The organism is Aliterella sp. E5.1, from assembly GCF_057473825.1.
On the sequence record NZ_JBYCCV010000051.1, the window covers coordinates 1 to 26,498 of the forward strand.

Annotated in this window: 31 protein-coding genes, 1 tRNA gene and 1 riboswitch; of the genes, 19 read left to right on the forward strand and 13 right to left on the reverse strand. The window is 41.2% G+C overall.

Going from position 1 to position 26,498, the window contains the following annotated elements; translation table 11 throughout:
- Positions 1-92: 92 nt before the first annotated feature.
- The 4 genes from AC2VE5_RS15745 to AC2VE5_RS15760 form a co-directional block, all read right to left on the reverse strand.
- Positions 93-266 carry a hypothetical protein gene (locus AC2VE5_RS15745; protein WP_486888681.1) on the reverse strand — a complete coding sequence of 58 codons (174 nt, stop codon included), beginning with the start codon at positions 264-266 and terminating at the stop codon, positions 93-95.
- Positions 263-835, reverse strand: coding sequence for a TetR/AcrR family transcriptional regulator (locus AC2VE5_RS15750; RefSeq protein ID WP_486888682.1), 573 nt, complete (start codon positions 833-835; stop codon positions 263-265). The genes AC2VE5_RS15745 and AC2VE5_RS15750 overlap by 4 nt, the downstream gene beginning before the upstream one ends.
- Positions 836-944: 109 nt before the next feature.
- A complete protein-coding gene (locus AC2VE5_RS15755) occupies positions 945-1,724 on the reverse strand; it encodes an ABC transporter permease (protein WP_486888683.1) in 780 nt (259 codons plus the stop codon).
- Between the two features lie 12 nt (positions 1,725-1,736).
- Entirely contained in the window at positions 1,737-2,432 is a 696-nt protein-coding gene (locus AC2VE5_RS15760) for a hypothetical protein (RefSeq protein ID WP_486888684.1), read from the reverse strand.
- 157 nt (positions 2,433-2,589) lie between these two features.
- On the opposite strand from AC2VE5_RS15760, the gene AC2VE5_RS15765 reads away from it, so the two are divergent.
- Together AC2VE5_RS15765 and thiC are read left to right on the forward strand one after the other, a co-directional pair.
- Positions 2,590-2,662, forward strand: a tRNA-Ile gene (locus AC2VE5_RS15765).
- A gap of 69 nt (positions 2,663-2,731) precedes the next feature.
- Positions 2,732-2,828, forward strand: a riboswitch (TPP riboswitch).
- A 7-nt stretch (positions 2,829-2,835) separates the two neighbouring features.
- Positions 2,836-4,206: a phosphomethylpyrimidine synthase gene (gene thiC / locus AC2VE5_RS15770; RefSeq protein ID WP_486888685.1), complete on the forward strand. Its 1,371-nt coding sequence runs from the start codon at positions 2,836-2,838 to the stop codon at positions 4,204-4,206.
- 30 nt (positions 4,207-4,236) lie between these two features.
- Here thiC and pyrE read toward each other — a convergent pair whose 3' ends face one another.
- Positions 4,237-4,857: an orotate phosphoribosyltransferase gene (gene pyrE, locus AC2VE5_RS15775; protein WP_486888686.1), complete on the reverse strand. Its 621-nt coding sequence runs from the start codon at positions 4,855-4,857 to the stop codon at positions 4,237-4,239.
- A 96-nt stretch (positions 4,858-4,953) separates the two neighbouring features.
- On the opposite strand from pyrE, the gene AC2VE5_RS15780 reads away from it, so the two are divergent.
- The 5 genes from AC2VE5_RS15780 (at position 4,954) to AC2VE5_RS15800 (ending at position 8,991) form a co-directional block, all read left to right on the forward strand.
- Positions 4,954-5,376, forward strand: a complete 423-nt coding sequence (locus AC2VE5_RS15780) for a hypothetical protein (RefSeq protein ID WP_486888687.1) — start codon at positions 4,954-4,956, stop codon at positions 5,374-5,376.
- Positions 5,377-5,461: 85 nt separating this feature from the next.
- Positions 5,462-5,602 (forward strand): hypothetical protein, encoded by a 141-nt coding sequence (locus tag AC2VE5_RS15785; protein WP_486888688.1) that lies wholly within the window; start codon positions 5,462-5,464, stop codon positions 5,600-5,602.
- 38 nt (positions 5,603-5,640) lie between these two features.
- The gene (locus tag AC2VE5_RS15790) at positions 5,641-6,873 is read left to right on the forward strand and encodes a BaiN/RdsA family NAD(P)/FAD-dependent oxidoreductase (RefSeq protein WP_486888689.1); all 1,233 of its coding nucleotides are present in this window, start codon (positions 5,641-5,643) and stop codon (positions 6,871-6,873) included.
- A 78-nt stretch (positions 6,874-6,951) separates the two neighbouring features.
- Positions 6,952-7,992 (forward strand): UDP-3-O-(3-hydroxymyristoyl)glucosamine N-acyltransferase, encoded by a 1,041-nt coding sequence (gene lpxD / locus AC2VE5_RS15795; RefSeq protein WP_486888690.1) that lies wholly within the window; start codon positions 6,952-6,954, stop codon positions 7,990-7,992.
- A gap of 483 nt (positions 7,993-8,475) precedes the next feature.
- Complete coding sequence (locus tag AC2VE5_RS15800) at positions 8,476-8,991, forward strand: Hsp20/alpha crystallin family protein (RefSeq protein ID WP_486888691.1); 516 nt, start codon at positions 8,476-8,478, stop codon at positions 8,989-8,991.
- A gap of 115 nt (positions 8,992-9,106) precedes the next feature.
- On the opposite strand, the gene AC2VE5_RS15805 is transcribed toward AC2VE5_RS15800, so the two are convergent.
- Positions 9,107-10,939 (reverse strand): protein kinase domain-containing protein, encoded by a 1,833-nt coding sequence (locus AC2VE5_RS15805; RefSeq protein WP_486888692.1) that lies wholly within the window; start codon positions 10,937-10,939, stop codon positions 9,107-9,109.
- Between the two features lie 481 nt (positions 10,940-11,420).
- Positions 11,421-12,329, reverse strand: coding sequence for a CoB--CoM heterodisulfide reductase iron-sulfur subunit B family protein (locus AC2VE5_RS15810; protein ID WP_486888711.1), 909 nt, complete (start codon positions 12,327-12,329; stop codon positions 11,421-11,423).
- A gap of 235 nt (positions 12,330-12,564) precedes the next feature.
- Here AC2VE5_RS15810 and acpP point away from each other — a divergent pair, with 235 nt between their 5' ends.
- From acpP to AC2VE5_RS15835, 5 genes are all read left to right on the forward strand, one after another.
- A complete protein-coding gene (acpP, locus tag AC2VE5_RS15815; protein WP_486888693.1) occupies positions 12,565-12,816 on the forward strand; it encodes an acyl carrier protein in 252 nt (83 codons plus the stop codon).
- Positions 12,817-12,991: 175 nt separating this feature from the next.
- A complete protein-coding gene (gene fabF, locus AC2VE5_RS15820; protein WP_486888694.1) occupies positions 12,992-14,242 on the forward strand; it encodes a beta-ketoacyl-ACP synthase II in 1,251 nt (416 codons plus the stop codon).
- Between the two features lie 202 nt (positions 14,243-14,444).
- Positions 14,445-16,475 carry a transketolase gene (gene tkt / locus AC2VE5_RS15825; RefSeq protein WP_486888695.1) on the forward strand — a complete coding sequence of 677 codons (2,031 nt, stop codon included), beginning with the start codon at positions 14,445-14,447 and terminating at the stop codon, positions 16,473-16,475.
- A 117-nt stretch (positions 16,476-16,592) separates the two neighbouring features.
- Positions 16,593-16,886, forward strand: a complete 294-nt coding sequence (locus AC2VE5_RS15830) for a hypothetical protein (protein ID WP_486888696.1) — start codon at positions 16,593-16,595, stop codon at positions 16,884-16,886.
- Positions 16,887-16,891: 5 nt separating this feature from the next.
- Positions 16,892-17,299, forward strand: a complete 408-nt coding sequence (locus AC2VE5_RS15835; protein WP_486888697.1) for a PIN domain-containing protein — start codon at positions 16,892-16,894, stop codon at positions 17,297-17,299.
- Between the two features lie 132 nt (positions 17,300-17,431).
- Here the strand turns inward: AC2VE5_RS15835 and hisC are convergent, their stop codons facing one another.
- On the reverse strand, positions 17,432-18,472 hold the full coding sequence (hisC, locus tag AC2VE5_RS15840; protein WP_486888698.1) for a histidinol-phosphate transaminase: 1,041 nt from the start codon (positions 18,470-18,472) through the stop codon (positions 17,432-17,434).
- Between the two features lie 88 nt (positions 18,473-18,560).
- On the opposite strand from hisC, the gene AC2VE5_RS15845 reads away from it, so the two are divergent.
- From AC2VE5_RS15845 to arsC, 4 genes are all read left to right on the forward strand, one after another.
- Positions 18,561-18,896, forward strand: coding sequence for an ArsR/SmtB family transcription factor (locus AC2VE5_RS15845; protein ID WP_486888699.1), 336 nt, complete (start codon positions 18,561-18,563; stop codon positions 18,894-18,896).
- A gap of 63 nt (positions 18,897-18,959) precedes the next feature.
- Complete coding sequence (locus tag AC2VE5_RS15850; protein WP_486888700.1) at positions 18,960-19,676, forward strand: MIP/aquaporin family protein; 717 nt, start codon at positions 18,960-18,962, stop codon at positions 19,674-19,676.
- Positions 19,660-20,298 (forward strand): arsenical resistance protein ArsH, encoded by a 639-nt coding sequence (arsH, locus tag AC2VE5_RS15855; RefSeq protein ID WP_486888701.1) that lies wholly within the window; start codon positions 19,660-19,662, stop codon positions 20,296-20,298. Before AC2VE5_RS15850 ends, arsH begins: the two co-directional genes overlap by 17 nt.
- Positions 20,295-20,690: an arsenate reductase, glutathione/glutaredoxin type gene (gene arsC, locus AC2VE5_RS15860; protein WP_486888702.1), complete on the forward strand. Its 396-nt coding sequence runs from the start codon at positions 20,295-20,297 to the stop codon at positions 20,688-20,690. Before arsH ends, arsC begins: the two co-directional genes overlap by 4 nt.
- A gap of 228 nt (positions 20,691-20,918) precedes the next feature.
- Here arsC and AC2VE5_RS15865 read toward each other — a convergent pair whose 3' ends face one another.
- Entirely contained in the window at positions 20,919-21,248 is a 330-nt protein-coding gene (locus tag AC2VE5_RS15865) for a type II toxin-antitoxin system RelE/ParE family toxin (RefSeq protein WP_486888703.1), read from the reverse strand.
- A 5-nt stretch (positions 21,249-21,253) separates the two neighbouring features.
- Positions 21,254-21,442 carry a type II toxin-antitoxin system ParD family antitoxin gene (locus AC2VE5_RS15870; RefSeq protein ID WP_486888704.1) on the reverse strand — a complete coding sequence of 63 codons (189 nt, stop codon included), beginning with the start codon at positions 21,440-21,442 and terminating at the stop codon, positions 21,254-21,256.
- Positions 21,443-21,576: 134 nt separating this feature from the next.
- Here AC2VE5_RS15870 and AC2VE5_RS15875 point away from each other — a divergent pair, with 134 nt between their 5' ends.
- Positions 21,577-22,743, forward strand: coding sequence for a pyridoxal phosphate-dependent aminotransferase (locus AC2VE5_RS15875; RefSeq protein ID WP_486888705.1), 1,167 nt, complete (start codon positions 21,577-21,579; stop codon positions 22,741-22,743).
- A 6-nt stretch (positions 22,744-22,749) separates the two neighbouring features.
- On the forward strand, positions 22,750-24,291 hold the full coding sequence (ggt, locus tag AC2VE5_RS15880; RefSeq protein ID WP_486888706.1) for a gamma-glutamyltransferase: 1,542 nt from the start codon (positions 22,750-22,752) through the stop codon (positions 24,289-24,291).
- Positions 24,292-24,295: 4 nt separating this feature from the next.
- On the opposite strand, the gene AC2VE5_RS15885 is transcribed toward ggt, so the two are convergent.
- The 3 genes from AC2VE5_RS15885 to AC2VE5_RS15895 form a co-directional block, all read right to left on the reverse strand.
- Entirely contained in the window at positions 24,296-25,342 is a 1,047-nt protein-coding gene (locus AC2VE5_RS15885; protein ID WP_486888708.1) for a 3-deoxy-7-phosphoheptulonate synthase, read from the reverse strand.
- Positions 25,343-25,499: 157 nt separating this feature from the next.
- Positions 25,500-25,796 carry an acylphosphatase gene (locus AC2VE5_RS15890; protein ID WP_486888709.1) on the reverse strand — a complete coding sequence of 99 codons (297 nt, stop codon included), beginning with the start codon at positions 25,794-25,796 and terminating at the stop codon, positions 25,500-25,502.
- 142 nt (positions 25,797-25,938) lie between these two features.
- Complete coding sequence (locus tag AC2VE5_RS15895; RefSeq protein ID WP_486888710.1) at positions 25,939-26,136, reverse strand: hypothetical protein; 198 nt, start codon at positions 26,134-26,136, stop codon at positions 25,939-25,941.
- 193 nt (positions 26,137-26,329) lie between these two features.
- Between AC2VE5_RS15895 and AC2VE5_RS15900 the strand changes: the two genes are divergently transcribed.
- A partial coding sequence (locus AC2VE5_RS15900) for a transposase (RefSeq protein WP_486887409.1) occupies positions 26,330-26,498 on the forward strand: 169 nt, incomplete at its 3' end.

Below are 26,498 nucleotides of genomic sequence, written 5' to 3' on the forward strand. Positions count from 1 at the left end.
TCACGTATTTCTTCTCGGCTGGCAAAATGGGTCAGTATGCTTGCATCAATTGTCTGACTCATTAACTCTGTTTCTACTTGCTTTACTTTACCCTAGCCTACGCTATATTTTTTATGCGGTTGCCCTAGCTCTTGAGACGATTGCGTCAATAATCCTGACTGAGAAATGCCATAATAAGCGATCACAGTTGTAGCAGCTATAGCCGCTACAACTAACCCAATTAACTTTTTGTTTCCAGGGATGGGAAGAAGTTTTGCATCTTTCATGTTTCTTCCCCTACATACTTAGATAACATTTCGCTTACCAATGCCCCTTGTTCTACATAGGAAATCGTTTCTTCGCCAAATAACCGCCGCAATAATAAGCCATAAAGCGAATTTAAGACAAAATCAACAAGCGCCCTTGGAGAGATTTGTAGGTAGCTTGCAAACTCTGCAATGGTTTGTTCGTCCACTTCTCTAAGCTTCTGTTTAATCGATACATCAGACCAAGCTTGTTGTTGATGAAAATCAATCCACAGCAAAGATTGCTTGCCAATATGATCTTCATTTTTAGCCACAAACTTAAACAAGCAAGCAACTCGTTCTTTTAGAGTTGGTGGATTTCCTGCCTCCGCTAGAAATTGCAATACGTTTTGGTGTTCTAGTTCTTCAACCAACTGTAAAAATAAAGCTTCTTTGCTAGGAAAATAGTGATACAGAGTTCCTGTAGAAACCCCTATCCCTTGTGCTAACTGCCTCATGGTAATTGAACTATAGCTTTTTTGAGCAAATAGGTCAAAACTTTTCATCAGCAGTTCTTGGCGGTACTGGTCGCGGTCAACAATCTTCGGCATACGGAGCAATAGACTTAATATCTACAATTATCTCCGATCACTATATTTTATATCGAACATAAGTTATAAAATAACACCTTGTTAATTTAGATGCAAGCTTAGTTAATTTTTAAAATTCGCGACGGGCGAAGACTAAAATAGCGATCGCTAAAATCAAGACAATGTAAACCACACCATAAGCAGCATTAGCTAGAAGCGTGAGGGAATTTGGTAATAATTCCATCCCATAAACTGCCTGATTTTTTAAGTCCAAGCGCGATAAGTCAGGCAAAATTAAGTACAAGGTCTGAGTTAAGCGCTCAAAGCCAGGATTTTTACTAATCCGCCCAATATTAACTAAGTCTTGGCTAAAATTTCCCATCAAATACACCGCAAAAGTCAGCAGCGTTGCTAGTACCGAACTTGTAAACACTCCCAAAGCCAAAGCAAAAGCGGTAATCAAACTTAGCTGCAAAAATAGAAATACCGCCGCCAGCAAAATACTAAGCAGTGAGTAAGTAATGCCTTGAAATTGCAATAGAGCTAAATAAATTACCGTCATCACCGCCACAAGCAAGGCTAAAACGCTAGATAAACCTAAATGCTTGGCAATAATAAATTCGGCGCGACTAATAGGTTTAGCAATCAAAGATAACACCGTGCGTTTTTCAATTTCTTTGCTAACTAGCCCCGTACCTACAAACACTGCCACAATCAAGCCCAAGATATTCATTGCAGCGAGTCCAAAATCTAGAAAGATTTTATCTTCGGTACTAGCAGCTATTTGGGGAAGTAGCTGCATGACAACTACCATTAGCAAGGCATAAAAACCAATAATGTACAAAATGCGATCGCGAATTACTTCTCGAAACACATTGGTTGCCATGACAAAAATTCTGCCCAAACTCACTATAAAGTTCCTTTAACGTGTAGACGCAGCAACGGGAATATTTGCAACTTGCAACTGTAATTGTTGATCTGGATAGTCGGTAAGCTGTAATGATAAATTTTTCACATCATCAAGTAAAGCTGTAGGAATGCTAATTGTCCCCGTATTGTTTCCATCGGGTGGTAATTCCTCTGGTAAGCCTTCGGTATTGGCACTTAAAGCTCGTCCGCGATCGTCAGTTATATCCATGAAACTATACAAAAAGCGTACAGTTTTATCACCTTTATTTTTAAAATCTAACTTTAATACCAGCGCTCCACCGGAATACCGAGCGGAGGTGACACTTAAAGTCACATCTTGGTTTGTATTGCTAATTGGAAAGCCTGGTTGAGGAGTTTCTTTAGCTGCTACCAACTGAGCTTTTGGCGGTAGGCTATTACTTTGAGTAGTTTGGCGGACTTTTTGCGGTCTAGCCTTCTTACCTTTGCCAGAAATTCGAGCTTTGACAGTGTTGAGAATATCTTGCTCTTTTAACATAACTACCGCACCCTCTTTTTGCGAAGTTGGTTTGCGGACTTTGATTTTAGTTGCTGGGCGAGCATCGGGCTTATTTACGCTTTTTAGGGCTTCGTGTCCAATCCCATAAGCAAACATGGAACTTACATAGCCCGAACCCACCATTAAGGTCAACAATACCAACGTTAAGACCGCCGTTAAATTTAATTTCATTGTGCAAAATATATTTGTAAGAAAAATCTAGTAAAGAAATAACAAAGCTTTTGTTATGATAATATATGCGATTGGAGGAGACTTCGCGAACTCGCAAGTAAAAGCTCTACCATTCCAAGATCGATGAGACACATCGATAACAACAAAATGTAGTCTGCGGCAGTTGGCCGAGCGGTTGAGGCAACGAGCTCATAATTCGTGTTAGGCAGGTTCAACTCCTGCACTGCCGATTACAATTATTTCAACTATTAAGAAATTTTTTCCCTGTGCCATCCCCAGAGTGGAGATGCTAACATTTAATATCAAGCTAGGGGTGTCTGGACTAGCCAGGCTGAGATAGTCCCTTAGAACCTGAGACTGGGTAATACCAGCGGAGGGAAGCTGTAATTAGAGGTAATAAATAATGCGGACAGAATGGATTGCCAAACGCCAGGGGCAGAGCAATGTCTCACAGATGCACTACGCTCGTCAAGGTGTCGCTACCGAAGAAATGCAGTATGTAGCAAAACGCGAAAACTTGCCTGTTGATTTGATTCGGGCGGAAGTAGCACGGGGAAGAATGATTATCCCGGCAAATATCAACCATCCCAACTTAGAGCCCATGGCAATTGGGATTGCGTCTAAGTGTAAAGTCAACGCTAATATCGGCGCTTCGCCCAACTCCTCAGATTTAGCAGAGGAAGTTGCTAAGTTACATTTGGCAGTTAAATACGGCGCTGATACGCTAATGGATTTATCCACCGGAGGCGGAAACTTAGATGAAATTCGCACTGCCATTATCCAAGCTTCTTCCATACCTATTGGTACAGTGCCAGTATATCAGGCATTAGAGAGCGTCCACGGAACGAAAGAGAGTCTCACCGCCGATGACTTTCTACACATTATCGAAAAACACGCCCAGCAAGGAGTAGATTATCAAACTATTCACGCCGGGATATTAATTGAGCATTTGCCTTTGGTACGCGATCGCCTGACAGGAATTGTATCGCGGGGCGGCGGAATTTTGGCGCGTTGGATGCTGCACCACCATAAACAAAATCCTCTATACACCCACTTTAGCGACATCATCGAAATCTTTAAAAAGTACGATGTGTCTTTTAGTCTAGGCGACTCTTTGCGTCCGGGCTGCGCTCACGATGCCTCTGATGCAGCGCAACTAGCGGAACTCAAAACATTAGGACAACTAACTCGCCGCGCTTGGGAAGATGACGTTCAAGTCATGGTCGAAGGTCCCGGTCACGTACCAATGGATCAAATTGAGTTTAACGTTAAAAAACAGATGGAGGAGTGTTCCGAAGCACCTTTTTATGTTTTGGGACCCTTAGTTACAGATATTGCTCCTGGCTACGACCACATTACCTCCGCAATTGGGGCAGCAATGGCAGGTTGGTATGGCACGGCAATGTTGTGCTATGTGACCCCTAAAGAGCATCTAGGGCTACCGAACGCCGAAGATGTGAGGAATGGATTGATTGCCTACAAAATCGCCGCCCACGCCGCCGATATTGCCCGTCACAGACCAGGTGCTAGAGATAGAGATGACGAATTGTCAAAAGCTCGTTACAACTTCGATTGGAATCGCCAATTTGAACTATCTCTAGACCCAGAACGTGCTAAGGAATACCACGACGAAACTTTGCCCGCAGACATCTATAAAACTGCGGAATTTTGCTCGATGTGCGGTCCTAAGTTCTGCCCAATGCAGACTAAAGTAGATGCCGATGCACTGACAGAATTAGAAAAATTCTTGGCAAAAGAACCCGTTAAAGCATAAAAGTAAGTAGGTAGCAGTTATGACTGCTACCTACTTGCCCATTGCTCGAAATCGCTCTTGAATGTCGGTAATTGTAAAAATTGACTGAAAATTCAAACCCGCCGATTTATACAATTGTTCTCCTCCTTGTTGTCTATCTACTAGCGCCATCACTTCGCTAACGCCATAACCCGCATTTTTCAGCCTTTCTACCGCTTTTAAAGCCGATTGCCCTGTAGTGACAACATCCTCTAGCACTACCACAGGTGTACCTGGTGGCAAAGTTAAGCCTTCAATATATGCCATAGTTCCATGACCCTTTGCTTCTTTACGGATAATCAAAGCGGGAATTGGACGATTTTCGTAGACAGAAACTACACTTACAGCACTAACAATCGGATCTGCACCCAAAGTTAGCCCAGCAACAGCTTGAGTATTGCTAGGAAACTGAGCTAATAATAAACGAGCGATCGCAGTTGCGCCTTGAGGATGCAATGTTACTTGCTTGCCATTGATGTAGTAAGAACTTTTTTGCCCCGAAGAAAGCACAAAATCACCTTCTTGGTAGGCAAGAGTGCAAAATAAATCGAGTAAATGCGATTTTAAGCTAGTTAAGTCTGCACTAACTGCCCAGATTTCCGTATTTATCTGGTTGGGAATTTGGTTTGTCATCACTAAAATTTAATAGTTGTAGCAAAGCCAAAAATAAGCTAACACTGATGCTAGATGCAACCATAAACAAAATATCTAAAAGTGAGGAGAAATATCATGGACATAAAATTTAGAAGTTTAACAGGCGCTCTAGCCATTTTGGCTACGGTTTGTGTTGGTTCGCCAGCAAAGACTCAAACTACTCCCATCAATCAGTTTTCACAGTATGAAACCCTTGCCGATCGATTTGAGCAAGTGTTTTACACTAACGACAAAGATTATTTTGAAAATCGTTCTTTCCTACGACAGCTAGACTTTCTCATCGGTATTGGTTCGCTAAAGACTTCTTTTATAGAAAATGAAATTGATGCAGACACCAAAGCAGTTACTATCCTTTACAAAGATGCACTGTTACAGCAAGGTTCTAGCGGTTTAGTAGTTCGGACTAGAGATTTACCTAATCCTTACGAAACCTCAATTTTGCAGTCTCCACAGGCTGATGTGAATAGTGGATCTGAACCGACTCAACAAGGGTTGTAGATCAAAAAAAAGATATTAGCTGATCCATAAGTTGTGGCATAAGTAGTTTGTGCCACAACTTATGGATAAATAATCTAAATAGTTAATGAGCTTGAATAAATCGGTTTTGAAACAAGCTGTAGCAGAAAATGGATTTGCTGTGGTGAAAAATGTAGTTGATAGTAACAATATCAACTTATTAATTCAACAAATCTTCCTGGAGGTTTGGAGTGGTGCAATTCTATAAATTAGTTAGGCTGGAACTGTAAAAAACTTAAGAATTTGATGCAACCGTTACGAGTCGTAGTAATTGGGGGTGGTGCAGCAGGCTTTTTTGGTGCTGTTGCTTGTGCGAAATCTCATCCCCATCCCCAAGTTACTTTATTAGAAGCTAGTCGCCAGCCTTTAGCCAAAGTCCGCGTATCTGGTGGAGGACGTTGCAACGTTACTCATGCTTGCTTCGATCCGATGGGATTGGTTCAAAATTATCCTAGAGGTGAAAAAGCTTTGCGCGGCGCTTTTAGTCGCTTTCAAGCTACAGATACTGTTCAATGGTTTGCAAGCCAAGGCGTAAAGCTAAAATCTGAACCCGATGGCAGAATGTTTCCGATTACCGATAGCTCAGAAACAATTATTGATTGCTTAACAACCGCCGCAAAGTCTGCTGGAGTAGAATTACAGACTGGTACAACTGTTGTCTCCGTTGTCAAGGCAGCATCAGGGTTTGAAGTTGAACTAAAAACTGGGGAGACGTTGAAATGCGATCGCATTCTACTAGCTACTGGGAGCAATCCATTAGGCTATCAAATTGCCCAAGCTTTGGGTCATACTATTGAACCACCCGTACCTTCACTGTTTACGTTTAATATTATTGACAAGCACTTAAAAGAATTAGCTGGAATTAGCGCTAATCCAGTCAAGTTAAGGCTATCGTTAGATAAAAAAACTCTAGAACAAACAGCACCACTACTAATTACCCACTGGGGTTTAAGCGGTCCTGCGGTACTCAAACTCTCAGCCTGGGGTGCGAGAATACTGCATGACTCCAAATATCAAGCAACTTTAGTGATTAATTGGCAACCCCACTACAATAGCGAAAAATTGAGAGCAAAACTACTGCTAGTAAAATCAGAAAATCCTAAAAAGGCGATTACTTTGCACCGTGGTATTGACTTACCTCATCGTCTTTGGCAGTATATAGTCGCTCGTGCAGGTGTAGGAACAGAAGAACGTTGGGCGGAACTATCCAACAAAAGCTTAAACCAAATAATTCAAGAACTTACCCAAGGCGCTTATCAAATTAGCGGTAAAGGAGCTTTTAAAGAAGAATTTGTCACCTGCGGTGGTGTCACTCTCAAGCAAATCAACTTCAAAACAATGGAAAGCCGCATTACACCAGGCTTGTATTTTGCTGGAGAAATTTTAGATATTGACGGCGTTACTGGTGGCTTCAACTTTCAAAGTGCTTGGACAACAGCGTGGATAGCGGGACAATCAATCGGTAATCTTGACTCTTAAATTATCTTCGTGCTTAACTGCGTTGCTAATCCCGGTGCTAAGGGGTTCAATAATATTGAACTACTTTAAAGGGAAGATATGAAATTTAGCGAAATAGTCCAAAAATTAGGCGACAGTGTTACTAATAGCAGCCTGCCAGATAATAATGATGTCGAACTTACTGGAATTGCTGCTATAGACGAAGCTACTACCAACACGCTTAGTTATATAGAAGGAGCAAAATTTGCCTCTCAAGTAGCAACTACTAGCGCTAATGCCTTAATTTTACCTTTAGATACAAACTTGCAAAATCAAGCACGAGAACGAGGTATAGCTTGGATTGGTACATCAGAGCCAAGACTGCTATTTGCCAAAGCGATCACTTTATTTTACCAACCTTACCGCCCAACACCTGCTATTCATCCCACCGCCGTCATTCATCCCACGGCTCAAATAGGCAAAGATGTTTATATTGGCGCTCATGCTGTAATTGAAGCTGACGTACATATAGGCGATCGCGTTTGCATTCACTCCAATGTTGTCATTTATCCCCAAGTACATATCAGCAGCCGCACCACCTTACACGCCAACTGTACAATTAGCGAACGCGCTCAAATCGGCTCTGATTGCGTAATTCATAGCGGCGCAGTTATTGGGGCAGAAGGCTTTGGTTTTGTTCCTATCGCTACGGGTTGGTACAAAATGGAACAATCAGGGATCGCGGTTTTAGAAGATGGGGTCGAAGTTGGCTGTAATAGCACGATCGATCGCCCCGCCGTCGGTGAAACGCGAATTGGTAAGCAAACAAAACTCGATAACTTAGTTCATATCGGTCATGGCTGCCAAATCGGTGCAAACTGCGCGATCGCCGCGCAAGTCGGTTTGGCTGGGGGAGTAAAAATAGGCGATCGCGTAATTTTGGCGGGTCAAGTAGGTATTGCCAATCAAGCCAAAATTGGGAATGGAGCGATCGCGTCTGCCAAAGCCGGAATCCACGGCGATGTCGAGCCTGGCGCGATCGTTTCTGGTTCTCCAGCCGTTGGTCATAAACTTTACGTCAAAGCTGCCGCCGTTTACAATCGGCTGCCAGAAATGTATCAAGTTCTCAAACAATTGCAGAAGCGAATTGGTGAAAAATAATTGTAAGTATTTGTAAACTACTACCTTTTTGGTAGTAATTACCGTACCTGTTTAAATTGCAGTTATCGATGTAAATCAAAAACAATCAGCGTAAGTTTATCGAAGTGCGTACATAACTAAAGCTGGCAAAGAGAAACCGATACTAGAGTAAACGATTTATAGCAACGAGCGGCAATGGGGATTTGAAATCTTCCTGCTGTTGTTTGTTTAGACACGCCAACAGTTTGATATCGCTCGAAATCTCAACTACTTGCCAAACCAGCTAAGTGAAAAGCAATTACAGATTTCCGCAAAATACTACTTATTTGGTAGAGTTTACCCAACCTATTCAAACATTCAAATAAGTCAATATAAAGTCAAAGGCAAGAGACATCAAGCCTAATAGTTTTAAGAACTTCTATCCCGGCTCGATGTATCTCTTATCGCACTTTAAGTAAACATCCATCTGTTGTTTGTAGAACATTAATAGAGGTAAATTGACTTATGCGATTAGTACGTTGGCAACCTTTTGCAGAAATGGAATCATTACGCAGTCAAATGGATCGAATGTTTGATGAACTAGCAGGACTCAACCGCCAATCTTCTACAAATTGGACACCTGCAATTGAGATTCAAGATCGGGAAGATAGCCTAGTCTTACGTGCAGAAATCCCTGGAGTTGAAGCGAAAGACTTAGATATCCAAGTCGCGCGAGAAGCAGTAGCTATTAGTGGCGAACATCGCTACGAAAACAAAGCTCAAGAACAAGGCTTTTTCCGCACAGAGTTGCGTTACGGTAGCTTTCAGCGCACAATTCCTCTCCCTGTTGCTGTAGAAAACGACCAAGTGCAGGCAGAGTTCAAAGATGGTATTTTAAGACTTACCTTACCCAAAGCTCAAGAAGCTAGACACAAAGTTGTAAAAATTAGCTTAGGGGAGGATAAGCAAGAAATATTACCTAGTTCTGAGGCAAATAATCAAAGTTCTCCTCAAGAACAGCCTGCTACATCCAATAACTAACGTAGTCTTAATTATTAGCAGTTATATTTAACTGCTAGATAACAAGCCGTTGAGTAATTAATCGTTACTTAACGGCTATTTTACTGCGTATATTAAGCTGTAAATCCACCCATAGTTAATTTAAGTCTACTTGCGTAAATACAAGGGCAGGACAAACTTTGGGGACATTAGTAGTTTTTATACATTCTGCTTCTAAAGCTACATTTTGGACATCGGCAATATTTAATCCCCAGGTTTTTATTTCTCCTTTGGATACTTCTTTTGAACCAATATTTTTTTTATCAAGATAAATAGTTAATCTCACTGTAGTTCCAGCACTACCATCGCTTAAATATTTATTTGTATCGTTGATACCAAACGCCAACTTTAAAGTATTAAATTGGTTATTTGCATCGCGAGGATTGAGCAAGCAATTTACTCCCGCAGGTATATCAGCTTTGATTTGACTATTTGTAGGATTATTAGAATTTTGACTAGCAAGTTCAGCTATAGCTGTTACCGTTGCTTTACCAATAGTCAAGTTTTTGAGTGATTCAATGAAGGACTGGTTATTTGCATCAGCACTTGTAGTTGAGCATTGAACTTCCGTGAGCGGAATCGGCTCTGTGGTTTGTTCTAAAGGTACAGGAGTAGCTGTTGGCGTTGCTGTTTTCGTTGGGGGACTAATTTTTGTAGTAGTAATTACTGGCGATGAAATTTTGGGAAGGGTTGAAGTTGTAGGCAGTGTCGGAGTCACTGGGCGTAAGGAAGCTTTTGGAATTGGTGCATTTACTGGCGTTGTAGGCGATCGCATTACTGGAGGATCTGCTGGAAGTGATGGCGTTGTAGTCGGCTGTGATGGTTTAGATTGGAGAGTTTGAGGCGGTATAGACTGTATCGGTGTTACTTTAGCGGCGCTTGTTTGAGCCGCTTGCTGGAGCGGAAATAAAGAGCGAGATAAATACAAAGTTGCCCCTGCTGTCGCTGCAATCAAACCAATAATCACAGGTAAACTTATGGGTTTATACTTTGATAACTTAGAGTTACTATTATTTGTAGTTGGCTCTTGACGTGGATTTCTAGGCACGAAAAAATTAGTAGTAGGCAACTGATTTTTCGTAGTAGTTGGCACAAAAGTATCTTGAGAATTGAAGTGAACCTTTTGTAAGTCTTCCAATACCTCATCGACAAATTGATAGCGATCGCGAAAATGAGATTTCACCATTTTGTCTAAAATAGTGGCTAGGCGATCGCTAACTTGGGCTTGGTGTCGCCATAGAATTTCTCCAGTTTGAACGTTTTCGGTAATTTGTTCTGGATACAACCTCGTCAGCGCCTGAATTGCAGTAATACCCAAAGCATAAATATCGCTGCTAAAACGGGGTTTTCCGCCTAATTGTTCGTTGGGTACATAGCCCGGAGTTCCTACAGAAATTGTGGGGTAAGTGTTAGATTGTGCAGTAGTTGGTAACTGGATTTCTTTAACTACGCCAAAGTCAATTAAGAAAATTTTGCCGTCTCGCCTACGCCTAATTAAATTAGATGGTTTAATATCCCGGTGAATAACATTTTCTTGATGAACGAACTTTAAAATTATTAGTACATCCTTTAAGAAGGCAATTATTTGTTCTTCTCTCCATCGCTGACTAGGATTAATTTCTTCGCTTAAGTCATGTCCGTCGATAAATTCTTGAACTAGATAAAATTGGTTATCTTCTTCAAAGTGAGCTAAAAGCTGTGGTATTTGTTCGTGATTACCTAGTTTGTATAATATTTCTGCTTCGTTATTAAATAATCTTTGTGCAGCTTTTAATACATGAGGAGCATTAGAATTAGGCTGTAATTGTTTAACTACACAAATTGGATTACCAGGGCGATCGCCATCTTCAGCTAAATAAGTTTCTCCAAAACCACCACGCCCTAGAAGTTTGGTAATTTTATAGCGTCCCCGGAGTATTGTACTTTCCATAAAATTTATTAATAATTAGTCATTTAGTAGCAGCGATCGCTCGTCCAACTTCTTTGCATATTATCTAACTTAAAACTTTTCAAAAAGTTAAGTCTAGCAACTTTCCTTAAAATTTTGAATATGCAACCGCATCGAGAGCAACTAATTATCGAGGCAAATACTGTAATAAAGTTTTGGCAAGAATGGGTTACTTTAAATTAGCCTAGGTAAATGCTACTGACCGACAAATATTATTATATTGCTCAGTTTTTACGCATTCTGTTTTTATCAAAATATTTTTAGCATTCCTCTACCTACTGCCATTTATTTATTTAAGTTTTGACCATCTATAAAGTCTTGAACTCAACATAAGTTGGCTATTTTCTTCAGAGTAAACCAACAGGGACAAGTAGGGGCGCTCTCTCCTATGATCTAAAACTTAAGCTTCACTATTAAAAAAGCGTTTTGCAACCTCTAAGTATTGTATTTTGCCTAAAACTCCCTATGCTATCCCTAACTTTTCTAAAACTGGTTTAGTTGAAACTACATGCCGCTCTAACCCTAGCTGTTCTGGTCGGATACCAAGTGCTAAAGCAATTAACTGGGACAAGTGTAGCACGGGCAATCCGAGCTTTTTGCCGATTACTTTTTCTACTTCCGGCTGGCGAGAATCAAGATTAAGATGGCACAACGGGCAAGGTGTAACCATACAATCAGCCCCCTCTGCTAGGGCTTCAGTGATGTGCATTCCTGCCATTTTGAATGATTCGGTAGTCGCGTAACTAGCCAATGGCCAGCCGCAGCACTGAGTTCTACCGCGATAATAAACTGGGGTTGCGCCTATGGTTCTAAATACATCTTCCATTGCTTTGGGTCTAATTGGGTCTTCGTAAGGCATAGATGACTGAGCGCGCAATAAATAACACCCATAAAATGCCGCACACTTCAGCCCTTGTAAGCTTTTTGTAACTTTGCGCTGAATTTCCTCCAAGCCATAATCAGTGACTAAAGCGTACAAGAGATGTTTTACTTGCGTGCTTCCTTGGTAAGGGGAACAGCCTTCTTTGACAAGTAAGCCGTTAACTTTTTCTAAGTAATTGGCATCTTTTTGCGCTGCTTGTTTTAAGCGCTCGTCAACATGACCAATAACGCCTTGGCAAGTGCTGCAATGAGTAAGTAGAGGCAAGCTTAATTCTTCCGCCAAAGCAATATTGCGGGCGTTAACAGTATCTTCCAACAATTGAGAATCTTCTTTAAAAGTGCCAGAACCACAGCAGGCAGCTTTTTTAAGCTCAACAAGTTCTATTCCCAAAGCTTGAGTTAGAGCTTGAGTAGATTGATAAAGCTCCCGGCAAGCGCCTTGAGCGACGCAGCCAGGAAAATAAGCATATTTTAAAGTTTGAGCAAGCATATTGAGTAGGATTGGCGAGAAAAAAATTGAAATAGCGATCGCAGAGGCTGCAAGCATTAATGTTACTTGTGTTTGCTCAAAAACAGTCTAAAAATCTTGTTGCCAATTATGAACACTTAGAAAATCGAACCTTTCATCAAGCTATGCGATCGCGCCTTTACGATAAGATAAGTATGCTCAAAACTTGTTAGAGCCATCAAGCAATTGATTAGTTAATCGCTAAGGACGTTGAAGTATGAATGAATCAGAAATTTTTGCTAAAGTTAAAAACATCGTCACCGAGCAGTTGAGTGTCGAACCCGATAGCGTCACGCCGAGCGCCAACTTTGCTGACGACTTGAACGCTGACTCTCTAGATACCGTCGAATTAGTTATGGCTCTAGAAGAAGAATTTGATGTAGAAATTCCTGACGAGGCAGCAGAACAAATTACCACAGTTCAACAAGCTGTAGACTACATTAGCAACAAAGTTGCTACTTCAGCTTAAAAAGTAAAAGCTTTCGGGTGAAGCGGTAGACTCCTCGGCGAATCAAAGCGATGTAGTTTGAGTAGCAGCATCTATTACTACTTTAACAAACCGCCACCGCCCAAAACTCCAAACCCGAAATATTAAGACAATTTTTCCGAGTTATGGGTGAGTAATCGCGCTACTTTAACGACCTATGGCAGATTTTGATTTGAAACGAGTGGTGGTAACGGGTGTCGGTGCGATTACACCGCTAGGTAACAATCCCCAAGATTACTGGCAAGGATTGTTAGCAGGACGCAGTGGAATTGTGCCTATTACCTTGTTTGATGCCTCTAAGCATAAATGCCGCATTGCTGGCGAAGTTAAGGGCTTCAATCCCCAAGACTACATAGACAGCAAAGAAGCTAAACGGATGGACAGGTTTGCTCAGTTTGCAGTGGCAGCAAGCTTACAAGCGATTCAAGACGCACGGTTTGAAATCAACGAACTGAACGCCCCTCAAGTCGGGACAATAATTGGTACGGGTATTGGTGGCATCAAAGTATTAGAAGATCAGCAAACGATTTATTTGAATCGGGGACCTGATCGCTGTAGCCCGTTTATGGTGCCGATGATGATTGCTAACATGGCTGCTGGATTGACAGCAATTCATACCGGAGCAAAAGGGCCGAACTCTTGCCCAGTAACAGCTTGTGCGGCGGGTTCTAATGCTGTAGGTGATGCTTTTCGCCTAATTCAACAAGGCTACGCCCAGGCAATGATTTGCGGTGGTACAGAAGCTGCTGTTTCACCATTACCCTTTGCCGGATTTGCCGCCGCCAGAGCGCTGTCTACACGCAATGACGAGCCAACTCGTGCTAGTCGCCCTTTCGATCGCGATCGCGATGGCTTTGTGATGGGCGAAGGTGCGGGTATTCTCCTTTTAGAAGAACTCGGACACGCCCTTAGTCGTGGCGCGCGGATTTATGCTGAAATTATCGGCTATGGTCTAACCTGCGATGCCTACCACATGACTTCCCCAGTTCCAGGGGGCGAAGGGGCAACTAGAGCCATTGCGTTGGCGATGAAAGATGCGGGTATTAGTCCAGAGCAAGTAAGTTACATCAACGCTCACGGCACAAGTACGGGCGCTAACGACCCAACGGAAACTGCGGCAATTAAAAAAGCTCTCGGAGATACGGCTTACAAAATAGCAATTAGCTCTACTAAGTCCATGACCGGGCATCTTTTGGGTGGTTCTGGTGGGATTGAAGCCGTAGCCACGGTAATGGCGATCGCTAATGACAAAATTCCGCCAACAATTAACCTAGAAAATCCCGATCCCGAATGCGATCTAGATTACGTTCCCAATCACAGTCGCGCCTTGCAAGTTGATGTTGCCTTATCCAATTCCTTTGGTTTTGGCGGTCACAATGTCACCTTGGTATTCAAAAAGTACGTTTAGAGTGCGATCGCACTGCTTCAAGCTAAAAAATTGTTGGGGAATATCGCTTATTCAAACAAGAATAATTCACTCTAAAAAAACAAGGCTTGTCCGTCAACCCACCTGATGGGATGATCGGTAATATGTGCGTAGGAAAATCTATAGCATTTAAGTGTCATTCCAAATATCTGCTTGCTAACCCGTCATTCATAATTAAGAAACTATGGCTGTTGCAACCCAATCCCTCGAAGAACTTTGTATTAATTCGATTCGCTTTCTAGCGATTGATGCTGTTGAAAAAGCAAAATCTGGACACCCAGGGCTGCCAATGGGCGCGGCTCCTATGTCCTTTGTCTTGTGGGATCGCTTTATGCGGTTCAACCCCAAAAATCCCGCTTGGCTAAATCGCGATCGCTTTTTATTGTCGGCAGGTCATGGCAGTATGCTACAGTACGCCCTGCTTTACCTCACAGGCTACGAAGACCTGACTCTCGACGATATCAAACAGTTCCGCCAATGGGAATCAAAAACCCCCGGACACCCAGAAAACTTTATGAATCCTGGGGTAGAAATTACTACTGGACCCTTGGGACAAGGAGTTGCTAATGGTGTCGGGGTTGCGATGGCGGAGGCTCACTTAGCTGCTACTTTCAATAAACCTGATTTTCCCATCATCGACCATTACACCTATGTAATCATGGGTGACGGGTGCAATATGGAAGGCGTAGCTAGTGAAGCTTGCTCCTTAGCCGGACACTTGGGACTAGGCAAATTAATTGCTCTCTACGATGACAACCACATCTCCATTGAAGGCTCTACCGACTTAGCTTTTACAGAAGACGTAGGTAAGCGTTACGAAGCTTATGGCTGGCACGTTTTGGTTGTAGAAGACGGTAACACTAATATTGATGCCATTCATCAGGCAATTGAAACTGCCAAATCTGTAACTGATAAGCCGACAATGATTAAAGTCCGCACAACTATTGGTTATGGTTCGCCCAATAAAGCTGATAGCTACGAAGCTCATGGTGCGGCTCTAGGCGCGGCAGAAGTACAAGCAACAAGGGAAAGCTTGGGTTGGAACTATGAGCCATTTGAAATTCCTGAAGATGCGATGCAGCACTGGCGCAAAGCAATTGAGCGCGGAGCTAAGTATGAGGAAGATTGGAATCAATTATATGCTCGTTACAAACAGCAATATCCTCAAGAAGCAGCTACTTTAGAGCGGATGCACGAAGCGGAACTTCCCGAAGGTTGGGAATCGGTTTTACCTAAATACACTCCTGAAGACAAAGCCGAAGCTACTCGCGTCCAATCAGGTAGAACTCTAAATGCTTTATCTGGAATTTTACCTGAATTAATTGGTGGTTCGGCAGATTTGGCTTCTTCTAACAATACGTTGATTAAAGGCGCAGGAGATTACCAGAAAGGGCAATACCAAAATCGCAACCTCCGTTTTGGGGTACGCGAACATGGTATGGGTGCTATTTGTAATGGTTTAGCGTTGGATGGTTCGGGTTTAATTCCTTACTGTGCAACGTTCTTAGTCTTCACTGACTATATGCGGGCAGCAATTCGCTTATCTGCTTTGTCGGAATCTGGTGTAATTTATGTCATGACTCATGACTCAATTCAGTTAGGTGAAGATGGTCCCACTCACCAACCAATTGAACACGTAAACTCGCTGCGAATGATTCCTGACTTATTGGTAATGCGTCCGGCGGATGGTAACGAAACTTCTGGAGCTTATAAAGTAGCTATTAAAGCAGCTAGAGGCAAGAAATTCGGCAACAAAACCCGTCCAACAGTTATTGCCTTGTCTCGTCTAGCTCAACCCAATTTACCTAATACCTCAATTGACGGTGTGGAAAAAGGTGCATACATTCTATCAGATAGCGATAGTACGCCCGATGTTATTTTGATGGGTACAGGTAGCGAAACTCAACTTTGCGTCAAAGCGGCAGAACAGTTACGCGGCGAAGGCAAGAAAGTCCGAGTAGTTTCCATGGTTTGTTGGGAGATTTTCCAAGACCAAGACGAAGCTTACCGCGAATCTGTATTGCCTAAAGCTGTGAAGAAGCGCATATCTGTTGAAGCAGGCGTTACTTTTGGCTGGTGTCGTTATGTTGGCGATGAAGGAATTGCGATTGGTATTGATACTTTTGGTGCTTCCGCTCCTGGCCCTGTTTGCATGGAGAAGTTTGGATTCACTGTAGATAATGTAGTAGCTAAAGCAAAGTCTTTACTAGGCTAATACTTCGTTATTGATTGTAAAAGGTGGGCATTTATCGCCCACCTTTTTTATTGGCTACAAACCTTTGTAAGCAGAGTTGATAGAGTAGTTGTATAAATAAAAAACTTGGAGGATTTTATGTACGAAGTTTCCCAGGAGAAAGATGTATTTTTGGTTCGGATATCACAAATAGTTAAGAATTTAATAAATAGCAACAATTTTTACCAAGAGAAACTAGATAAAGATGAGATAATTCCAGATTTAGTAGACTTGTTTAAACAGTTTTCGCTGGAGGAGTTTGTAACAATTGAAGATGAAGATTTGACTCACAGAATTGATAACATTTTGACTCTTGAAGCAGTTTCGGGAACTTTAAATGACTTGACTCCAGAACAAATGAAAATGTTTGATGAAGCCGTTGAAGGTAGATAGCAAGCATGAACTATTTGATGGATACTAATATAGTTACAGCTATATTAAAAAGGAATCCAAAGGTAAGAAATAAGTTGAGGGAGATAGGGACTCAGAGAAAAGAAGCGTTTATAAGTTGCATGACTTATTATGAAATTAAAAGAGGATTATTATATACAAATGCTGCAAGGCAGTTGTCTGACTTTGATGAGTTGCATAAAACGTATAAAGTTGTATTGTTAGACGATTTACGAATTATGGAGAAAGCCTCAGAAATTTATGCAGATTTAAAACACAAGGGTACACCTATCCAAGATGCGGATGTATTGATAGCGGCTACCGCCATAGTGAAAAGATTGATTCTTGTTTCTAATGATTCAGATATGCTAAGAGTTGTAGGTGTGACGGTTGAAGATTGGTTGAATTTAGAGTAAATGCGATCGCATTATAACCTTACATTACAATTTACCTTTAAGCGAGAGTCGAAACCAAACCGCTAAAAAGGGCTGTTTTAATCTCTGAAAATTATTATCAATAGCGTACGAAAGCTACACACTATTAAACGACTATATTGTCGATAAAGCCTCAATTAATAGCTGATTTTGCTCGTCATTTCCTACTGTAATCCGCAGCTTGTCTTGTAATCCTGGTTGATTGAAATACCGCACTAAAATACCTCGCTGCTTTAATGACAGATAAAGATCCTCGGCGGAATTTGTTGGAGTAGCTAGGACAAAATTACCGTGAGAATCTCTGACTGTAAACCCTAACTTTCTTAAATCTACAGTTAACTTTGCTCTCGATACTTTTACCTTTTGAGCGCAGGTATTTTTATATGTTTGATCGCGCATTGCAGCAGTACCTACTAATTGCGCGATCGCATCTACGTTATAACTATCTTTAACCTTGAACAACCCTGATAGTAATTTAGGGTTAGCAATCCCAAATCCCAAACGCAACCCAGCCAAAGAATAGCCTTTAGATAAAGTTCTCAGTACAATAATATTCTCAAATTCTTGCACCAAAGCCAACGCGGAATACTCAGCAAAATCAACATAAGCCTCATCAATTACTAATACGCCCGATAACTGGCTTGCAAGTTGATGCAAATCTTCTAAAGGTACGCAATGACCAGAGGGACTATTAGGAGACGCTATAAATGTAATTGCCCCCTTTGCTGCAACCAATTTGTCAATTGGTAACTTAAAACCTTCAGAGTAAGGAATTTCTACAACCTCCGCAGGCTGCATGGTTGCTAGAGTGCGGTACAACACATAAGTAGGGGTTGGGTATACGCAAGTGCGACTTCCTCCCTCAGAACACGCCCGTACTAGCATATTAAGCAGATCGTCGCTACCATTGCCAAAAATTACCCAATCTGACGGTACTCCCAACGCTTCACTTACCGCATGGCAAAATTCTCGCGCGTAGGGGTCAGGATAACGTCGCAGCCATTCGATATCTAAATTGCGTAATACTTCAATTGCTTGCGGAGAAGGTAGATAAGGGTTTTCATTAGTGTTGAGTTTGATAATCGGCGTTCCTGGTTTTGGTTGTTCGCCAGGAGTGTAGCTTGTCATTGCATCAATAGCGGGGCGGAAAAACATAAGTAAAGAGAAAGAGGTTTATTTATTATCGCGTTCTAGATGAAACTAGAATAGAGGATACTTACTAATTACATTTCAAGAAAATTTGATGCGAGAGATTTACTCAGAAATTCAACCAACGATTATTTCTGGATTTCATGCCCTTAGCGATCCCTTGCGGATTGCGATTATAGAACTGCTCAAAAAGCAAGAACTTTGTGTATGCGAACTTTCCGATGCTTTAGATGTAACTGGTTCTAAACTTTCTTTTCACCTCAAAACCCTCAAGGATGCTGATTTAATCAACTCTCGTCAAGAGGGACGCTGGATTTATTACCGTCTCAATTTGGTTCAATTTGTTGCTTTAGAACAATATTTATCTGAATACCGCCGTTTTAGTCAATTATTGCCTGCGCGTAATTGCCAAGATATACCTTGTACTTGACAAATCAATTTTTATTGAAATATCATAAGCTCAAATCAATTTTTATTGAAATGAGTTGCGCCCATGCTTAAGCACGGCATCAAACTTCCTTTCCAGATATGTTTTACTAATTGCTGGCGGGAAGCGTTAGCCGAAGGTATAGGTACATTTATCTTAGTGTTTGCAGGTACGGGCGCTGTAATGACAAACTCCATCAGTAACGGTGCAGTGACTCATTTAGGCATTAGCTTTGTATTTGGGGCAGTGGTAGGGGCGTTGATTTATAGCATGGGGCATTTAAGCGGCGCTCATTTTAACCCCTCTGTAACTCTAGCTTTTTGGACAAGTGGGGTATTTCCAACAGTGCGAGTGCTGCCTTATATATTGGCGCAATGTGTAGGTGCGATCGCAGCTTCAACTTTATTACTCCTGAGTTTGGGAAATATTGCCAAATTAGGGGCAACTTTACCGCTAAATGACAACTGGTTGCAGTCTTTGATTCTGGAGACAGTTTTAACATTTATTTTGATGTTGATTATTCTAGGTTCGGGACTCGACCGCCGTGCCCACATTGGTTTTGCAGGCTTGGCGATTGGCTTAACTGTAGGGCTAGAAGCCGCGTTTATGGGACCTATTACTGGCGCAAGTATGAACCCCGTGCGGAGTCTTGCACCCGCTTTAGTAGGGGGAAATATGCAGCACCAATGGGTTTATTGGTTTGCACCCATTTTAGGCGCACAGCTTGCGGTGGGAGTTTATCGGCTACTTTCTCAAGGATTTCAGGATGTCTATCACTCATAAACCAAAGATTTTGTTTTTATACGGTTCTTTACGCGATCGTTCTTATAGCCGCCTTTTGGCAGAAGAAGCCGCAAAGATTATTACGGAGTTTGGCGCAGAAACACGATTTTTTGACCCCCGCGAATTACCGATACAGGGAAGTGTAGAAGCGACACACCCCAAAGTACAAGAGTTACGCGAGTTGAGTTTGTGGTCTGAAGGACAAGTTTGGACATCTCCAGAAATGCACGGCAATATTACAGGCATTTTAAAAAATCAAATAGACTGGATTCCTTTAGCGATGGGCGCTGTTAGACCAACTCAAGGGCGAACTTTAGCCGTTATGCAAGTAAGTGGGGGTTCGCAGTCATTTAATGCTGTAAATACGATGCGGCTATTGGGTAGATGGATGCGGATGTTTACAATTCCCAATCAGTCCTCTGTAGCCAAGGCATACCAGGAGTTTAACGAAGATGGAACGATGAAAGATTCAGCCTATCGCGATCGCGTAATTGACGTGATGGAGGAATTATACAAATTTACTATGCTGCTACGCGACCAAACCGATTATCTGACAGACCGTTATAGCGAACGCAAAGAAGCAACAAATAAAGCCTTAGAACTCACTACCTCAAAACTATGAAAAAAATCATGTTTGTCTGTAAGAAAAATTCTCGCCGTTCCCAAATGGCAGAAGGATTTGCGCGTACCTTGGGAGAAGGAAAAGTAGCCGTTGCAAGTTCTGGCTTAGAAGCAAGTCATGTAGATCCCAAAACTGTAGATATTATGTCCGAAATTGGAATTGATATTAGCAGTCAGACTTCTAAGCCATTAAGTGGCTTTAAAGCCGAAGACTACGACGCGGTAATTTCTTTGTGTGGTTGTGGCGTAAATTTACCCGAAGAATGGGTACTTAGAGAAGTATTCCAAGATTGGCAACTAGACGATCCTGAAGGGCAACCAGTAGAGACATTTCGCCGAGTACGCGATCAAGTCAAAGAACGAGTAGAGCAGTTAGTAGAAAAACTTAGTTAAACAAATACACATAGACTTGCGGCGGTGGTTGAAATTACAATTTCTACTCAGATTGACCGTAATCTTATTTGTGGATTAGGCGATCGCCTTAAAATTAAAGATTTAAGAATGAAAATAGAACATATTGCATATATAGAAAAACAATTTATTGTTTTATCTACACTTGTATTCTAAATACTTTGAGCAGCCTACTTTTTAATAGAGCGTCAAAACAGGGCGATCGCATATTTAGTCATCTTCCTCTAAGTTCTCTCCTAAGATGGCGGATATCTCTCGTGCGCCATGAATCACTCGGATAATTTCGACTTTTGAATCAACTAAACGGTAAAACACAAGATAATTTTTAAATCCTTTAATACCTTGCTGTCGGACATTAACCAGCTTAGGATGAGTAAATTGGCAGATTTTTCCCATTTCTAGCATTTTAGCTATTTGTTTAAATGTTTCTTCTGCGGCAGCAAGAAAGCGAGCGCTAATATCTAAATTATCTTCTGCAATGTATGTTGCAAGCGCAAGCAAATCGTTGATAGCTTGTGGTTTTTTATTTACCTCGTTCATTACGACTAAATCGATCCAGTGCGCTTGGCAACTGCCGCTCGCACCTCTTGCCAATCTCTATCGCTCATTGAGGTGGCAGTTCCAGATTCTAAACCTTCCAGCAATAAGGCTTCTAGACGTTCATTCGCTTGACGTTTTTGATCGGCGCGCACTAATTGCCGAAAATACTCGCTGGCGGTACTGTAGTATGGCAATTATTGTCATTTTTTGCCAAGGATTCAATTATAATGCTCGCACTTTCACGAGTTACCGCAGTAAAGAACACAAATTCTGATAACAACTCTGGGCTATCCTAATAGATTAGAAATAAGCCACAAATGTAGTAGATATGAAGCTGGCAGCAAGAGTAGGTGAGGTAACGCCGTCAATAACTTTAGCAATCGCCGCCAAAGCCAAGGCGATGAAGGCTGAAGGAATTGAGGTTTATAATTTCAGCGCCGGGGAACCAGATTTTGACACCCCAAAACACATTAAAGAGGCAGCAAAACAAGCCTTAGATGAAGGTAAAACTAGGTATGGCGCGGCGGCGGGAGAACTTGCCCTGAGAAAAGCGATCGCTCAAAAGTTGAAAATAGACAATAATCGCGACTACCAGGCGGAAAATATCATTGTCACTAACGGAGGTAAACATAGTTTATATAACCTCATGATGGCGTTGATAGAGGCAGGAGATGAAGTAATTATCCCCTCTCCTTACTGGCTGAGTTATCCAGAAATGGTTAAACTAGCGGCGGGTACGCCAGTTATTGTCAATACGGCGGCTACTGACTACAAAATTACTCCAGAACAGTTAGATTTAGCAATTACACCCAAAACTAAGTTACTCGTCCTTAATTCCCCTTCTAACCCTACAGGGGTTGTTTATACGCCGTCCGAAATTGAGGCGATCGCGGAAGTTGTCGTAAAACGAGATATTTTAGTTGTTTCTGATGAAATTTACGAGAAAATTATCTACGATGGGGCAGAACATATCAGTATTGCCTCCTTGGGTAAAGAAATAGGCGATCGCACTTTAATTAGCAGTGGATTTGCTAAAGCCTACTCTATGACTGGTTGGCGGATTGGCTACTTGGCAGGATCGACGGAAATAATCAAGGCTATCAGCACAATTCAAGGACATAGCACTTCAAATGTATGTACCTTTGCTCAGTATGGAGCTATTTGTGCGCTGCAAAGTTCTCAAGATTGTGTCGAACAAATGCGTCAAGCTTTTGCCGAACGGCGTAAGGTAATGTTGAACCTCCTGAACGATATTCCTGAACTGACTTGTGCTAAACCTGATGGGGCATTCTATATGTTCGTTAATGTCAGCAAAACTGGATTAACTTCTTTAGAATTTTGCAAAGCACTATTGGACACTCAACAAGTGGCGGCAATTCCTGGGGTAGCTTTTGGTGCAGATGACCATATCCGCTTATCTTATGCTACTGACATGACCTCCGTTGAGAAAGGCATGGACAGGTTAGATAAGTTTGTTAGTAGTTTGCGATCTTAAGAGAAAATGCTCAAACCTACTCACGGTACAATTGCGGCTGGCAATCAAAAAACTGCTGCCGCAGGAATTGAAATGTTGCAGCTAGGCGGTAATGCTTTTGATGCGGCGGTGGCGGCAGTTTTAGCATCCTTTGTAACGGAGTCTACCCTTACTTCGGCGGCGGGTGGGGGCTTTTTATTAGCTCATACTCAAAACAACGATAATATTTTATTTGACTTTTTTTCTCAAACTCCCGGTTCCAAAAAACTGCAAACTAATCCTAATTTTTATCCTGTTGACATTAATTTTGGTGATGCGGTTCAAGAGTTTCATATTGGCTTGGGTTCGATGGCTGTACCGGGAAATATTGGCGGTATTTCTCACGTACATCAGAAATTGGGTAGATTGCCTTTCAAAGTTGTTGCAGAACCTGCAATTCACTATGCAAAAAATGGTGTAAAACTAGAGAATTTTCAACACTACTCAGCAAGTATTCTCGAACCAATTATATTTGCTTCACCAGAAATGAAAAATGTATATGCACCAAATGGGCAATTGCTTAAAACTGGTGAAACCTTTTTTATGAGGAATTTTGCTGATACTTTAGCTTATTTAGTAGAGGCAGGTGTAGAAAAATTTTATCAAGGTGAAATCGCTGATAAATTAGTAAAAGATTGTCAAGAATATGGCGGATATTTAACTTTAGAAGATTTCAAAAATTATCAAGTTATCGAGCGAAAACCATTAGTAATAAATTACAGAAATAATCTGCTATTAACTAATCCATCTCCTAGTTCTGGAGGTATATTAATTGCTTTTGCTTTGGAATTACTAGCAAAGATTGATTTGACTAATATTGAATTTGGTAGTTCTGAGCATTTGCAAATCCTCATAGAAGTAATGCGGCTGACTAATATCGCTAGGAAAGATAAATATGATAGTAATATTTATCAAAAAAATGTTGAAGAAAGTTTTCTATCTGCCGAGCATATTAATGAATACAAGCAGCAATTAAGCAAGTCTATAAATAAGTGGGGAAGCACTACCCATATTAGTGTTATTGATGCTGAAGGTAATGCTGCAAGTACCACCACTTCTCACGGCGAAGGTTGTGGTTATGTAATTCCTGGTACAGGCGTAATGATGAATAATATGCTAGGAGAAGAAGATTTGAATCCTCACGGATTTTATCAATGGCAAGAAAATGTCAGAATTTCTTCGATGATGTCTCCTACTATTGTACTCAAAAATAATCAGCCAGAAATTGCTCTAGGTTCTGGTGGTTCCAACCGAATTAGAACAGCAATTTTGCAGGTAATATCTAATATAATTGACTTTAAAATGCCCGTAGATTTGGCTGTAAATAGTCCTCGCATTCACTGGGAAAATAACGTATTAAATGTAGAACCAGGATTAGGCAAAGAAGTAGCAAATATTCAAAGCGATCGCCTAATTTTATGGAATCAACAAAATATGTTTTTTGGTGGAGTGCATACAGCAATGGAGTTTGAAGGCATTATTACGGGTGCAGGCGATCGCCGCCGCAATGGTACGATCGCATCTATATAAGTATCTACTTCATTTGCTCGTAAGCAGACAAAATAATTCGTTCGGTTTCTGCCCAATTGATGCACTTATCTGTTACTGAAACCCCATATTTTAACTGTTCTAAATCGTTAGGAATAGATTGACTTCCTTCATATAAATTGGACTCTAACATCATACCAACTATAGAAGTATTCCCTTCTATAACTTGCTGAATTACGTTCTCAAAAACTCCACCTTGTAATTTGTAATCTTTGTTTGAATTGCCATGACTGCAATCAATCACAATTCTAGGTGGTAAATTTGCTTGCTTTAATTTTTCTTCCGCCTCTTTAACACTCTCTGCTTCAAAATTAGGCTTGCTGCCACCACCACGTAAGATAATGTGACCATAGGCATTGCCTTTAGTTTTGAAACTACTTACTTGCCCTTTGTGGTTTATCCCTAGAAAATTGTGTGGAGTTTTAGCCGATTCTAAAGCATTTAAAGCAACTTTAATACTGCCATCTGTACCATTTTTAAAACCTACAGGCATAGACAACCCGCTTGCCATTTCTCGGTGAGTTTGAGACTCAGTAGTCCGCGCTCCAATCGCTGACCAAGAAATTAGTTCGCCAATGTACTGAGGTATAATTGGATCGAGAGCCTCAGTAGCTGTAGGCAACCCTAATTCTGCAAGTTTTATTAGCAATCTCCGCGCAGTCAACAACCCCTTTTCGATTTGAAAAGAATCATCCATATCAGGATCGTTGATCAATCCTTTCCACCCAACTGTTGTACGAGGCTTTTCAAAGTAAACTCTCATGATTAGTAAGAGTTTATCTTCAACTTTTTCACCTAAACTTTTGAGCTTGCGGGCGTATTCTTCAGCAGCTTTTGTATCGTGTATAGAGCATGGACCCACTACTATAAATTTTCTGTTATCTTGAAATTCTAAAATCTTCTCAATTTCTTGCCTAAATTTCAAAATACTTTTTTCTAGTTCATCGCTTATAGGCAATATTTTCCTAATTTGTTCGGGAGTAATCAAAGTATGAGAATTTTCAATATGAGTATTAGATAAGTGATCCTGCATGGTGGGTAATTCCTAGCTTTTGGGTAAAGTGCGATCGCAATACTATTATTTTAGAGATTAGCAAAATATAAAAATTTTAAATACATGAAAAAAATATGGGGTTTTGATTGAATATTTTCGGAATTCTATCTTAACGCAATCAACCTCTAATACAGCACTAACGGCGTATCTCAAAGCTTTGTATACCTTCTGGGGTTTCTTGCTTGACTCCAATATCTTGGACAACAGCAATTGAGTTGCCTCGGCGACACCAGCCAAGCATCTGCTCAACATCACTCATATTCCCTTCAAAAATAGCTTCTACTCTACCATCAGGCAGATTTTGTACCCACCCATTGAGGTGGAGTCTCTTGGCTGCTTGTAGGACTGACATTCGATACCCAACTCCTTGTACTTTGCCCGATACCAAAATATGATATCGAATTAGTCGATCGCGATCGGGTAAATTTGTCATGAATTTAAGTCATATAGTTACATTACGGCTCGTAAAAGCAATGAAAAAGCCGTATAACTACTGTTGCTGAGAACTTTTCTCTAATTTAACAGTTATACAGCCGTAAATTATAAGTTTTGCTCTATCTAGTTAGGGTTCTAGATTAATCGTCATCATCATCATCGTCATCGTCATCGTCGCGGTATTTGCGTCGGCGATCGTCATCATCGTCATTATCGCGGTATCTAGATCTACGCTCATCGTCATCGTCGCGATATTTGCGTCGGCGATTGTCATCATCACCATCGCGTCCTCTACCCAGACCTCCAACTAAATCCTTAAACCTATCTCCTAAATTCATATTGCTCCCTTGTAAGTTTTTACAAAATTAACTTGAGAAGGTAGTTAGTAGTCTGTCACAACAATTTTGGCTAATATCTCCCCCAGGGGAGGTAAATGTAATTTAAGAATATGTTTCCTAAGTTATATAGAACCCATTTGACATCTTTCCCTGGAAGGAAGTAACGTTAAGGCAAAAACATAATGCAGATGCCATGCCGTACCAGAGCAGCCTCACCGACGAAGAGTGGAAAATAATAGAACCTTTACTACCTAAGATCCTACCGCCGAAGAAGCAAACAAGACCTTCTAACTGGAGCAAGCGCGAAATCTTGGATGGCATCTTTTATCAACTGAAAAATGGTTGTAACTGGCAAGACTTGC